The sequence below is a fragment of the Roseateles sp. genome, assembly GCF_965262435.1.
Classification (GTDB): Bacteria; Pseudomonadota; Gammaproteobacteria; order Burkholderiales; family Burkholderiaceae_C; genus Paucibacter_A.
In genome coordinates this window covers 1,766,171-1,779,003 of record NZ_OZ253537.1, presented here as the reverse complement: position 1 = coordinate 1,779,003, position 12,833 = coordinate 1,766,171, and the positions used below count along the sequence as shown (strand labels likewise).

Annotated in this window: 8 protein-coding genes; 7 read left to right on the top strand and 1 reads right to left on the bottom strand. The window is 65.5% G+C overall.

Annotation, left to right across the window (positions count from 1 at the left end; translation table 11 throughout):
- The first annotated feature begins 48 nt into the window (after positions 1 to 48).
- The 6 genes from asd to ACQY39_RS07615 all read left to right on the top strand — a co-directional run bounded on the left by asd (position 49) and on the right by ACQY39_RS07615 (position 11,315).
- A complete protein-coding gene (gene asd / locus ACQY39_RS07640) occupies positions 49 to 930 on the top strand; it encodes an archaetidylserine decarboxylase (protein ID WP_428504949.1) in 882 nt (293 codons plus the stop codon).
- Positions 931 to 1,381: 451 nt separating this feature from the next.
- Positions 1,382 to 4,165, top strand: a complete 2,784-nt coding sequence (locus ACQY39_RS07635; RefSeq protein ID WP_428504947.1) for a TonB-dependent receptor — start codon at positions 1,382 to 1,384, stop codon at positions 4,163 to 4,165.
- A gap of 510 nt (positions 4,166 to 4,675) precedes the next feature.
- Positions 4,676 to 4,966 carry a co-chaperone GroES gene (gene groES, locus ACQY39_RS07630; protein ID WP_133700865.1) on the top strand — a complete coding sequence of 97 codons (291 nt, stop codon included), beginning with the start codon at positions 4,676 to 4,678 and terminating at the stop codon, positions 4,964 to 4,966.
- A gap of 181 nt (positions 4,967 to 5,147) precedes the next feature.
- Positions 5,148 to 6,797: a chaperonin GroEL gene (groL, locus tag ACQY39_RS07625; protein WP_263516819.1), complete on the top strand. Its 1,650-nt coding sequence runs from the start codon at positions 5,148 to 5,150 to the stop codon at positions 6,795 to 6,797.
- A gap of 215 nt (positions 6,798 to 7,012) precedes the next feature.
- Positions 7,013 to 9,025 (top strand): DUF1631 family protein, encoded by a 2,013-nt coding sequence (locus ACQY39_RS07620; protein WP_428504944.1) that lies wholly within the window; start codon positions 7,013 to 7,015, stop codon positions 9,023 to 9,025.
- On the top strand, positions 9,015 to 11,315 hold the full coding sequence (locus tag ACQY39_RS07615) for a patatin-like phospholipase family protein (protein WP_428504942.1): 2,301 nt from the start codon (positions 9,015 to 9,017) through the stop codon (positions 11,313 to 11,315). Before ACQY39_RS07620 ends, ACQY39_RS07615 begins: the two co-directional genes overlap by 11 nt.
- A gap of 6 nt (positions 11,316 to 11,321) precedes the next feature.
- Here the strand turns inward: ACQY39_RS07615 and yihA are convergent, their stop codons facing one another.
- Entirely contained in the window at positions 11,322 to 12,110 is a 789-nt protein-coding gene (yihA, locus tag ACQY39_RS07610; protein WP_428504940.1) for a ribosome biogenesis GTP-binding protein YihA/YsxC, read from the bottom strand.
- 71 nt (positions 12,111 to 12,181) lie between these two features.
- Between yihA and ACQY39_RS07605 the strand changes: the two genes are divergently transcribed.
- Positions 12,182 to 12,811: a c-type cytochrome gene (locus ACQY39_RS07605; protein ID WP_428504938.1), complete on the top strand. Its 630-nt coding sequence runs from the start codon at positions 12,182 to 12,184 to the stop codon at positions 12,809 to 12,811.
- Positions 12,812 to 12,833 lie beyond the last annotated feature (22 nt).

Genomic DNA, 12,833 nt, shown 5'->3' with positions numbered 1-12,833 from the left:
CTCTTTGTTGCGCAGACCTCTTATCTAACAGCCCGAATTGACAAGCTCATGAAAACCTCCGCCTGGCGCCAAACCCTGCAGCGCAGCCTGCAGCAGGAAGACCTCAACTTCCTGCTCACCAACCGCATCCCGCGCATCGCCCTGACCCGCTTCATGGGCTGGTTCAGCCAGCTGCGCCAACCGCTGCTGGCGCGCGCCTCGATCGCCGTCTGGCGCCTGTTCACCGACCTGGACCTGAGCGACGCCAAGCAACAGCGCTTTGCCAGCCTGCACGACTGCTTCACCCGCGAGCTGCGCGAGGGCGCACGCACGGTCGACCCACGGCCCGAGGTGCTCAGCAGCCCCTGCGACGCCATCGTCGGCGCCTGCGGCCGGGTCGAGGCCGGCCAGGTCTTCCAGGCCAAGGGCTTTCCGTATGGGCTGCACGATCTCTTCGGCCCGACACAGGACACGAGCGCCTTCGAAGGCGGGCTCTTCATCACCCTGCGCCTGACCTCGGCCATGTACCACCGCTTCCATGCGCCGGCCGACTGCCGCGTCGAGCATGTCACCCACATCGCCGGCGACACCTGGAACGTCAACCCGATTGCACTCAAGCGGGTCGAGCGCCTGTTCTGCCGCAACGAGCGCGCCGTGCTGCGTTGCCGCCTGGCTGACGCTCCGGCCACGCCGATCGCCCTGGTTCCGGTGGCCGCCATCCTGGTGGCCAGCCTGCGCCTGCACTTCCTCGACCTGCTGCTGCACGTGGGCTACCGCGGCGCCAACGAACTGCCCTGCCGGGCCGAGTTCCGCAAGGGCCAGGAGATGGGCTGGTTCCAGCATGGCTCGACCATCCTGGTCTTCGTGCCACCAGGCTTTGCGCTCTGCGAGGGCATCGCCACCGGCCAGCGTCTGCGCATGGGGCAGGCGCTGCTGCGCCGCCAGCCCTGAAGCGGCGCCGGGCTGCGCGCCAGCCGCACAAGCGCGCTCGCTGACCCTGTTTTGGGGACGAGCAGCGAACGCTGTGCGCTCAACGCCCAAGGGCTCGGCCCATGGCGTGACTTCCTCCATGTGCCGAAAGTCCCGCAAGCACCGACCCGGCGCAATCTCGCGCCAGTTCTGCGGCCGCACGCAAGACGCGAAAGTCACGCCACGCGGCCCCAAAGGCGAGTTCTCGCACGCGCCATTCGCTATCCGCCCGGATTCGGCGTCACTACACGTTTCATGCTTCCACTACAGGAAGTTTGTGGCAGAGGTCTGACAAGGACTGACCCTCACCGGCTTGCCAAACACCACTCCTAGACTCGCCGCAGACCGTTGCCCGGTCGCACGCCCGCCACCCCCGGGCCGTGCCGCGCCGGCGGCGTTGTTGGACACCCACCCAAACAGGAGTTTGCACCCCATGTTGAAACAAGACCCGAAGTTCAGCGCCATCGGCGCTGCCGTGTTCCTGGCCGTGAACGCCCTCAGCGCTCAGGCACAGACCGCCGCCCCGCAACAGATGGAGCGCGTGGAAGTCACCGGCTCCTCGATCAAGCGCGTGGACTCGGAATCGGCGCTGCCGGTGACCATCGTCACCAAGGAAGAAATCCGCCGCAGCGGCGTGGTCAGCACCGAAGCCCTGCTGGCTTCGATCGCCTCCATCGCCTCCGCCGGCGCCTTGAATACCTCGGCCGGCGCCGGCAGCTCGACCTACGGACTGTCGTCCGTGTCGCTGCGTGGCCTGGGCTCTGACCGCACCCTGGTCCTGGTGAACGGCCGCCGCGTGGCACCGTTTGCCGGTGGTGGCGGCACCACGGTCAACGTGGCATCCATCCCCCTGGCTGCCATCGAACGCGTGGAAGTGCTGAAGGACGGCGCCTCGGGCGTGTACGGCTCCGACGCCGTGGCCGGCGTGATCAACTTCATCTTGAACAAGAGCATGACAGGCGTGGAGCTGAGCGCTACCGCCGGCTCGCCGACCGCCTCAGGCGGTGGCAAGAACACCCGCGCCAGCATCGTGGCCGGCTACGGCGACCTGAACAGGGACCGCTTCAACATCACCGCCTCGGCCAGTCTGGAGAAGGAAACCGCCCTGTTCGGCCGTGATCGTGACTTCGCCAAAACCGGCAATATCGACCCCTTCATCGTCTCTGGCGCCACTGGGCACGGCAATATCGAAGGCCCTTACACCCCTGGCAAGGTGGTGAATGGCAAGTGGGTGGAAGGCACCGCAGGCACGGACTTCCTGGGCGGCTCTGGCTATGGCAACCCCTTGGCCCAAGCCGACAAGTGCGCTGACATCAAGATGTTCAAGAACCCGACCGTCAACGGCACCAGCAAGATGCCGTTCTGCGCCTATGACGCAGCGCCGTTCGTGGGCTTGGTGCCGAAGCGCGACCTGACCACCTTGAGCGCCAACCTGACCGTCAAGCTGAACGAAAAGGCTGAGCTGTTCGGCGACCTGCTGTACAGCCAGAGCAAAGTGCAGCAACAGTTCCAGCCCAGCCCCATCCGCAACGGCTTCCTGGTCAGCGACGAAGAGTTCGCGAAGCAGGGCGTTGACCCCGTGATGCTGCTGCGCCCCAACAATCCGAACTACAAGATCGCCGCCGACTACCTGACCAAGAACGGCTTCGGCTCGCTGGTGGGTCAGCCCCTGGGCGTGACAGCGCGCGTTTATGACTTCGGCGACCGCACCGAGCTGTCCACGGCCGACCAAAGTCGTTATGTGTTGGGCGTGCGCGGCGAATACGCCGGCCACGACTACGAGCTGGCGGCGTCGCACAACGAAGGCAAGACCCGTGGCAAGGTGACCGACGGCTACTTCTCGCAAGTCGCTTTCGTCAAGGCCGTGAACGCCGAGAACAGCGACTACAACCCCTTCTCGCTGGCCCAATCGGAAGCATTCCGCAAGGCCATCGAAGGCGCCAAGTACATCGGTGACACCACGACATTCAAGTCCAAGGTCGATGTCGTGGAAGCGAAGGTCTCAGGCGATCTGCTGGCCCTGCCGGCCGGCTCCCTGATGTACGCCGCCGGCGCCCAGCTGCGCAAGGAAAGCTATTCCAAATCGCCGTCGCCCGCCATGTTCAGCGGCGACATCGCTGGCCTGGGCGGCGCCACCAAGCCCCTGGACAAGAGCCGCAATGTGAAGGCGGTGTTCGCGGAGTTCAACGCACCCATCATCAAGACTCTGGAAGCTGGCCTGGCCTTGCGTCATGACCGCTACAACGACGCGGGCTCGACCACCAACTACAAGGCCAATGTGCGCTTCCAGCCCAGCAAGGAGCTGATGCTGCGCGCCTCAGCCGGTTCAGGCTTCCGCGCGCCGACCCTTGTGGACCTGTGGGATCCGCAGGTGCTGGGCACCAGCGCGCAATTTGACGATCCGGGTACCGGCGAGAAGAAGCTTCAGGTCAACGCACTGACAGGCGGCAACCCTCTGCTGAAGCCGGAAAAGTCGACCCAGTCGAGCTTCGGCATCGTGGTCTCGCCAGTCAAGGACATGACCCTGTCGGCTGACGTGTTCCGCGTCAAGCTGAAGGACATCCTGTCGCTGGCTTCGGTGCAGGAAATCGTCTCGGGTTTCCGCAAGGGTGACCCCTCGTACGCCGGTTTGGTCCAGCTCAATCCCTCGGGCTCGATCAAGCAAGTGAACGTCGTGCAGACCAACACCGGCAGTGCCACGGTGCAAGGCGTGGATCTGGAAGCCAACTACCGACTGCGCTTCGACGGCAGCCGCCTGGACCTGGGCTTCAACGGCACCTACATGGACAAGTTCGACCAGCTGAGCCCCGGCGGAGTGATGTCGCACAAGGTCGGCACCATCGTCGACCAAGCCGGCAACCCTGTGCTCGGCGCTGACCAAGGCGGTGTGGTATTGCGCTGGAAGCAAAGCTTGCAAGCGACCTACACCGTCGGCGCATGGGCAGGCACCCTGGTGCAGGACTACGCCAGCGGCTACGAAGCTGGTCACGATCTGAATGACGAGCCTCACTTCATGCCCAGCTTGGCCCTGTACAACGCCAGCGTCAGCTACACCGGCTTTAAGAACCTGCGCCTGACCCTGGGCGCACGCAATCTATTCGACAAGAAGCCGGCCGTGTTCACACCAGTGTCGAACCAGTTCCAAAACGGCTACGACGTGACGCAATATGACCCGCGCGGCCGCTTCGTCTATCTGACGGCTGGCTACAAGTTCTGACAGTCACGTCAGGCAATACAGTTCAAGAGGCCCCGCAAGGGGCCTTTTTTATAGCCGAAGCAGACTCGAGTCAGCGCTCGCGGCCCCGCGTACCCAAAACCACGGCTGCACCTGGCCATGCTGGTTTTTCAGATAGGCCAGATCACGCACCTCTGCGCGGTCTCGTACCCGATCGAGGTGCGGCTCACCCAGCAAGGCAGGCAGGTGATGGCTGCAGCCAAGCCACAAGTGCCCGCCTTGTGGCGCCAAGCGACATCAATCCGCGCACCCAGCGCAGGGCTCAAAGCGCGCCGCGGGCTTGGCGCCACCATCACTTTGCTGCGCTCTGCCCTCTTGAAAGCCAGGAAGCCGCCCCTATAATCCTTCCTGCTAGCACTCACCCCAATCGAGTGCTAACGACCCCAGAAGCCCGGCCCGCCGGGCTTTGTCGGTCACGGTTTTTCCCCATGAGGGGGTGGACGGCTCGGTCGATCACCCCTGAACAAGCCCCGAAAATCTCAAGGAGATGTGATGAAACTGCGTCCTCTGCACGATCGCGTGATCGTTAAGCGCCTCGAACAAGAAACCAAGACCGCTTCGGGCATCGTCATCCCTGACGCCGCTGCTGAAAAGCCGGATCAAGGCGAAGTGCTGGCCGTCGGCGCCGGCAAGCGCAATGACCGTGGCGACCTGATCGCCCTGAACGTCAAGGTCGGTGACCGCGTTCTGTTCGGCAAGTACTCGGGCCAGACCGTCAAGGTTGATGGCGATGAGTTGCTCGTGATGCGCGAAGAAGACCTCTTCGCCGTCGTCGAGAAATAAAGCTACTACGCCCCTGTCATGCGTCGTTGGTCGAATGCTCGGAATCCTCACGTGCAGGAAGTACGTTCCGGTTCCTGCGCTTCGCCCGCCTTGCCTGACAGGCGCTCGCTACGCTTTCTTTCTCAACGAATGTGCTGTGAAGCAAGCGTAGTCATCTACTAACGAATTCGGAGAAATACACATGGCAGCAAAAGACGTGATCTTTGGCGGCGAAGCTCGTGCTCGCATGGTTGAAGGCGTGAACATCCTGGCCAATGCGGTCAAGGTGACCCTGGGCCCCAAGGGCCGCAACGTGGTGCTCGAGCGCTCTTACGGCGCCCCCACCGTGACCAAGGACGGTGTGTCCGTGGCCAAGGAAATCGAGCTGAAGGACAAGCTGCAGAACATGGGCGCGCAGATGGTCAAGGAAGTTGCTTCCAAGACCAGCGACAACGCCGGTGACGGCACCACCACCGCCACCGTGCTGGCCCAAGCCATCGTGCGCGAAGGCATGAAGTACGTGGCCGCCGGCATGAACCCGATGGACCTGAAGCGCGGAATCGACAAGGCGGTCACCGCCCTGGTCGCCGAGCTGAAGAAGGCTTCGAAGGCCACCACCACCTCCAAGGAAATCGCACAAGTCGGCACGATCTCGGCCAACAGCGATGTGGAAGTGGGCCGCATCATCGCCGAAGCGATGGACAAGGTCGGCAAGGAAGGCGTGATCACCGTCGAAGACGGCAAGAGCCTGGACAGCGAACTCGACGTCGTCGAAGGCATGCAGTTCGACCGCGGCTACCTGTCGCCTTACTTCATCAACAACCCCGAGAAGCAAGCCGCGCTGCTGGACAACCCCTTCGTCCTGCTGTTCGACAAGAAGATCTCGAACATCCGCGACCTGCTGCCCACGCTGGAGCAAGTGGCCAAGGCCGGCCGTCCGCTGCTGATCATCGCTGAAGAAGTCGAAGGCGAAGCGCTGGCGACTCTGGTGGTCAACACCATCCGCGGCATCCTGAAGGTTGTGGCCGTCAAGGCGCCTGGCTTCGGCGACCGCCGCAAGGCCATGCTGGAAGACATCGCCATCCTGACCGGCGGCAAGGTCATCGCCGAAGAAGTCGGCCTGACCCTGGAGAAGGTCACCTTGGCCGATCTGGGCCAAGCCAAGCGCGTCGAAGTGGGCAAGGAAAACACCACCATCATTGACGGCGCCGGTGCTGCTGCCGACATCGAAGCCCGCGTCAAGCAAGTGCGCATCCAGATCGAAGAAGCGTCCAGCGACTACGACCGTGAAAAGCTGCAAGAGCGCGTGGCCAAGCTGGCCGGCGGTGTTGCCGTGATCAAGGTCGGCGCTGCCACCGAAGTCGAGATGAAGGAAAAGAAGGCCCGCGTGGAAGACGCCCTGCACGCCACGCGCGCTGCGGTGGAAGAAGGCATCGTGGCCGGTGGTGGCGTGGCCCTGCTGCGCGCCAAGCAAGCTGCTGGCGCCATCAAGGGTGACAACGCTGACCAAGACGCCGGCATCAAGCTGGTGCTCAAGGCCATCGAAGCTCCCCTGCGCGAAATCGTCTACAACGCCGGTGGCGAAGCCTCCGTGGTCGTGGCCGCTGTCCTGGCTGGTTCGGGCAACTACGGCTTCAACGCCGCCAACGACACCTATGGCGACATGATCGAAATGGGCATCCTGGACCCGACCAAGGTGACCCGCACCGCACTGCAGAACGCCGCTTCGGTGTCCTCGCTGATGCTGACGACCGAGTGCATGGTCGCCGAGTCGCCGAAGGAAGAAGCAGCTGGCGGCGGCATGCCTGGTGGCATGGGCGGCATGGGCGGCATGGGCGATATGGGCATGTAATGCCCGGCCCGGCAGGCCCTCGGGTCTGCCACGCCAAGCAAGCCAGAAAGGGCGCCGCAAGGCGCCCTTTTTTCGTTCTCGGCGGCACGTTCCGCTGTGCGTTTCTGCGCGCCGGCAGCCGCTCAGGTGGCCCACTTGCAGCCACAGCACCACAGGCCGGCGCGAGCAGCCTTCGTCACGCTGATAATCAGCGGCAAATCGGTCCCGCTGCTCGCATGTCCAACGCACCCACCCTGCAATCCCTGCTCACCGAAGCCATGACCCAAGCGCCGGGTCTGAGCCGCCATGTCCTGAACGCCATCCAGGACGAACTGGACAGCCGGCCCAAGCACTTCCACCTGCTCGACGGCTGGCGCCGCATGCGCGCGCGCTTCGCCAACGATTTCGAGACCGCCCTGCTGCCCTTGCTGCAGGCCTCGGCACGCGGCGAAGACCCGCTGCAGCGCAAGCTCAATGACCTCAGTTCCCTGAGCCTGGTCGATGACCGCCAGGCCCTGCAAGACGTGGCCGTGGCCCATGTGATCCATGCCGTGGAAGAACATGCGCGCGCCGAGCTGCACCAGCTCGGCAATGTCTTCGCCGCGCTGCGCGGCACCGCACGCGCCCTCAAGAACGAGAACCCGGTGCGGCCGGCCCTGTTCGCCCAGGCCTTGCTGGTGGCCCTGTCCAGCGTCGAGATGGAGCCGCAGGCGCGCTACGAGCTGATGCAGGCCGCATCCCAACCCATGGCCAGCGGCATGTTGCGGCTCTACAGCGCCTTGTGCGCCCAGCTGCGCGCGGCCGACCTGAGCCAGATGGTGGCCAGCCATGCGGCGCGCGTCGACCCGGACGCCGAACTGCGCCTGGCCCTGGCGCGCCGCAGCACTCAACCGGCCACGCTCGACGGCCTGGCCCGACGCGTCCACGAACACAACACCCGGCCGGCACCACTGGGCCAAGCGGCGGTCGGCGCCACTGCACCGGCCGCGCCGGTGTTCCGGGCCGGCCATGGCCCCGATCTGCTGAGCCGCCTCTACGACCAGATCCTGGCCGACCCGCGCTTGCTGCCGCCACTCAAGGCCTTGCTGGCGCGGCTGCAGGTGGCCGTGGTGCGCCTGGCGCGCAGCGATGCCAACCTCCTGCACAAGCAGGACCACCCGACCTGGGGCCTGCTCAACCGCGTCGCCGCCCATGGCATGGCCTTCGAGCGCGCCGACGACGAGCGCCTGCAGAGCTTTCTGCGCTTCATCGAGGGCGAGGTGCAGGGCCTGATCGATGTGGCCGTGCCCAGCGCGGCGCTGTTCCAGCAGGCCCTGACACGGGTCGAGGCACATCTGAGCAGCCAGGCACAGCAGCGCAGTGAGCGCAGCGTCCAGGCCCTCGGCGCACTGGAGCGCGAGTCCATGCGCGAACCCTGGAGCAAGCTGCTGCATGAACAGCTGGCCGCCCAGACGATCGAAGCGCCCTTGGGCCCCAAGCTGCGCCGCTTCATGAACACGGCATGGGTGGAGGTGATCGTGCAAGCCATGGTGCTGCATGGTCGCGAATCCGATCAGGCCATGGCGCGCATCGAATGGGTGGACCAGTTGCTGGAAAGCCTGCACGACACACCCGATGAGCGCTCGCGCCAGCGCCTGCGCCAGCGACTGCCGGGCCTGATCGAAGGTCTGCGCAGCGGCTGCGATGCCATCGCCCTGCCGGAAGCCCAGCGCGAGTCGGTGTTGCAGGAGCTGATGCTGCAGCACGGCCGCCTGCTGCGCGGCATGAGCGCCCTGCCCGATGCGGCCAAGCCGCTCGAAGCCAGCCCGCGTGGGCCGAATTCTCAAGAGCTCAGCCCCGAGGAGCTGCTACAGCGCCTGTTGATCGAACGCGAATCACAGATGTCCACGCAATGGGCCCACACCCGGGTCAACCGCGGTCATCTGCCCACCGTGCCGGTGCAGCTCTACGACCAAGGCGACACGCCCGAGGCCCGCTCGGCCGTCAGCGCCTGGCTGGACGGCTTGCACATCGGCGGCTGGTACCACTTGTTCGTGCAGAGCAATTGGTTGACTGCGCAAGTGGCCTGGATCAGCGAGAGCGGCCAGTTCTTCCTCTTTGTTGGCCAGGACCCCGACCAGCGCCATTCGTTGACGCGCGCGGCCCTGGAACGCCTGCTCACCCACGGCCTGATCACCGCCCTCGATGAAAACAGCCTGGTGCAGCGCGCGGTCGACACCTTGATGCAAGACCTCGACGATGCGGTCTGAGGGCGGCGCGCGCTGGGGCGTGGGGTTCGCCGGCTTGTTGCTGGCCAGCTTGGCATTGGCCCAGGCGCCGGGCACCAGACCGGTGGCCGCCCCGACCAGCGAGCCCGTGGCACCCATGGCTCAGCCCGGGCCTCAGCTGCGGCCGCAGATTGGCCTGGTGCTGTCGGGCGGCGGCGCACGCGGCCTGGCCCATGTCGGCGTACTCAAGGTGCTGGAGCGAGAGCACATCCCCGCCGACATGATTGCCGGCACCTCCATGGGCGCCATCATCGGCGGCCTCTTTGCCAGCGGCATGAGCGCGCGGGATCTGGAACGCGAGCTCTTGGCCGTCAACTGGGGCACGGTCTTCAACAGCCGGGTCGACCGGCAGCAACTCTCGCAGCGCCGCAAGGAAGAGGACTTCGAGTTCTCGCCGGCCGTGGAAGTGGGCATGCGCGAGGGCGAATTCCGCCTGCCGCAGGGCACGCTGTCCAGCCGCGGCCTGGAAATTCTCTTGCGCCGCTTCACCCTGCCGGTGCGCAATGTGCAGAACTTCGACGATCTGCCCACGCCCTTCCGCGCCGTGGCCACCGATCTGGAGACTGGCGCGCAGCGCATCATGCGCGAGGGCGACCTGGCCCTGGCCTTGCGTTCCAGCATGAGCGTGCCGGGCGTGTTCGCACCGACCGAATGGCAGGACCGCATCCTCGGCGACGGCGGTCTGGTCAACAACCTGCCGGTCGATGTGGCCCGCAGCCTGGGCGCCGAGCGCCTGATCGCGGTCAATGTCGGCACGCCGCTTTCGGGCCGCTCGGCACTGAGCTCTCTGGTCGGCGTGACCGGGCAGATGATCAACATCCTGACCGAGCAGAATGTGCAGCGAAGCTTGGCCAGCTTGCGCGCCGACGATCTGCTGATCACGCCCACGCTGGGGCCGCTTGGCGCCGGCGACTTTGACAAGACCCGTGAATTGATCGCCGCCGGCGAAGCGGCGGCCGAGGCCTTGCTGCCGCGCCTGCGCGGCCTGGCCCTGGGCCCTGCGGCCTATGCCGAATGGCAGCTGGAGCGCGTGCGCCGCAACCAGCCCAAGGCCATGCTGGCCGCGGTGAAGTTCGAGGGCAGCAGCATCACCAACCCCGAGCGCTTCAAGGCACAGCTGGAATCGGCACCGGGCCAGATCTTCGACACCGAGCGGGCCGAGCGCGATGCGCGCCTGCTGGCCTCCTCGGGTGATTACGAGCGGGTGGACTACCACGTCGAACAGCGCTCTGGCGGCGACGCCCTGGTCTTCACCATGGACGACAAGCACTGGGGGCCCAACTACTTCCGCATCGGCCTGGACCTGAGCACCGATTTCGACGGCGAGAGCGCCTTCAATCTGCGCATCTCCCACAACCGCCACTGGCTGACAAAGCTGGGCACCGAATGGCGCAACCAACTGACCATCGGCCAAACGCCGCGCTTTTACAGCGAGATCTACCAGCCGCTGAGCTTCCAGCTGGGACGCTCGAACGATTGGTTTGTGTCCGCCTGGGGCGAGCTCGACCGCCGCAACTTCACCCTCTACCAGGACACCAGCGATGTGGCCGTGGCCCGCCTGCAGCGCCAGGCCGCCACCTTTGGCGCCGACCTGGGCCAGCCCTGGGGCCGTCTGGGCGAATTGCGCCTGGGCCTGCTGCACCAGAACTGGCGAGTCACGCCCAAGCTGGCGCCGACCGTGATCAGCGACAACCGCCTGGACAAGGTCTGGAGCGAAACCGGCCTGCGCCTCAAGGCCGTGGTCGACCAGCTGGACTTCGCCAATTTCCCGCAGCGCGGCTACCGGGTGCTTTTCGAAGCGATTGCCGGCCAGCAAAGCGGCGGCAGCGTGCGTCACGCGGCCTTCCACCGCGCCGAGTTGCAAGGCAGCTGGGTGCGCAGCTGGGGCACCCACACCCTCAATCTGCACGCTCGCACCTTCCTGGCGCGCCAGCCCGAAGACTCGGCGCAAGGGCCCTACTCGCTGGGCGGCTTCCAGCAGCTCTCGGGCTACCAGCCGGGGCAACTGATCGGCGACACCCTGGTGTTCGGCCGCGCCACCTACTACCGCCGCCTGCGCGAGACGCCGTTGCTGACGCGCGGCTTCTTCTATGGCGGCTCGCTGGAAATTGGCAATGCCTGGGGCCAGAGCGAACGGGTGGCGGCACGCGACCTGCGCACGGCGGCCAGCGTCTTCATCGGCGCCGACACCGGCATCGGCCCGCTCTACCTGGCCCTGGGCCGGGCGCCGCAGGGCAGCTCGGCCATCTACCTCTTTATCGGCCGGCCCTGAGCGCGATCACTCGCCCGCCGGTGGCGCGTCGTCCAGCTGCGCCGCAGGATCGGGCAGATCGGCCGGGTTGAAGCTGGCCTGCACCAGGGTCACGCTGTGGGCCCATTCGTACAGGATGTGGGCCACATCGGCCACGCCCTGCTTCTTCAGCGCCGAGAACAGGGTCACACGCACATCCGACTCCTCGGTGACGATGTCGCCGAGGAAATCCTGGGTGGCGAAGAAGGCCGCATCAGCCTCCTTGCGATTGAGCTTGTCGGCCTTGGTCAGCAGCACCAGCAGCTTGATCTCGCCATTGCGCACGCGCGGCGTGACGAACTCCAGCAGCTGCTTGTCCAGATCGGTCAGGCCCAGGCGGGAGTCGACCATCAGCACCACACCCGAGAGGCTGCGGCGCACTTCCAGATAGTCGGCCATGACCTTCTGCCAACGCAGCTTGGCGGCCTTGGCCACGGCGGCATAGCCGTAGCCAGGCAGGTCGGCGAACAAGGCGTTGGGTGCATCCTTGGGGCCCAGGTGGAACAGATTGATGTGCTGGGTGCGGCCCGGCGTCTTGGACGCAAAAGCCAGGCGCTTTTGCTGGGCCAGGGTGTTGATGGCGGTGGACTTGCCGGCGTTCGAGCGGCCCACGAAGGCGATCTCGGGCAGCTCGTTCGGCGGCAGGTGGACCAGCTGGCTGGCAGTGGTCAGAAAACGCGCGGTGTGGGTCCAGCCCAACACCACCTTGTCGGTGGGGGTGGCCGCGGCAACCGGATTTGGCGCGTTTTCTTGCGGCTCAGAAGTGGTGTTGGTCATGAAGTGTTCAGGCTTGGTGGATTGCCATTGTAAAATCTATGGGTTGCGCTTACCGAATCAATATATTCATGATGAAGACTGCTGCTGTCCTGACCTCGAGCCTCGTGCTTGCATTCGCCACGTTCTCGGCGGCACAAGCCAACGAAACCAAAGCCGCCGCCAAGCCTGACTTGGTCAAGGGCGCTGCCATTTCGACCCAGGTCTGCGCCGCCTGCCACACGGCAGATGGCTCGCGCGGCAGCCCGGCCAACCCCATCCTGCAAGGCCAACACCCCGAGTACCTGGCCAAGCAGCTGACCGAATTCAAGGCCGGCATTCGCAAAAACGCCGTCATGCAAGGCATGGCCGCCGTGGTGTCGGACGAAGACATCAAGCATGTCGCCGCCTTCTACGCCTCCAAGCAAGCCAAGCCCGGCTTCGCCAAGGACAAGACCCTGGTTGAGCTCGGCGAAAAGATCTACCGCGGCGGTATCGCCGATCGCTCGATCCCGGCCTGCGCTGCCTGCCACAGCCCGAACGGCGCCGGCATGCCAGCCCAGTACCCGCGTCTGGCCGGCCAGCATTCCGACTACACGGAAGCCCAGCTGATCGCCTTCCGCTCGGGCGCCCGCGCCAACAATGCCCAGATGACCGGTGTCGCAGCCAAGCTCAATGACCGCGAAATCAAGGCCGTGTCCGACTACATCGCCGGCCTGCGCTGAGCCCGGGCGCGCCTTCGGCCGC

Coding starts and splice junctions, on each gene's coding strand:
- asd (WP_428504949.1), top strand. CDS start 49: ATGAAAACCTCCGCCTGGCGCCAAACCCTGCAGCGCAGCCTGCAGCAG.
- ACQY39_RS07635 (WP_428504947.1), top strand. CDS start 1,382: ATGTTGAAACAAGACCCGAAGTTCAGCGCCATCGGCGCTGCCGTGTTC.
- groES (WP_133700865.1), top strand. CDS start 4,676: ATGAAACTGCGTCCTCTGCACGATCGCGTGATCGTTAAGCGCCTCGAA.
- groL (WP_263516819.1), top strand. CDS start 5,148: ATGGCAGCAAAAGACGTGATCTTTGGCGGCGAAGCTCGTGCTCGCATG.
- ACQY39_RS07620 (WP_428504944.1), top strand. CDS start 7,013: ATGTCCAACGCACCCACCCTGCAATCCCTGCTCACCGAAGCCATGACC.
- ACQY39_RS07615 (WP_428504942.1), top strand. CDS start 9,015: ATGCGGTCTGAGGGCGGCGCGCGCTGGGGCGTGGGGTTCGCCGGCTTG.
- yihA (WP_428504940.1), bottom strand. CDS start 12,110: ATGACCAACACCACTTCTGAGCCGCAAGAAAACGCGCCAAATCCGGTT.
- ACQY39_RS07605 (WP_428504938.1), top strand. CDS start 12,182: ATGAAGACTGCTGCTGTCCTGACCTCGAGCCTCGTGCTTGCATTCGCC.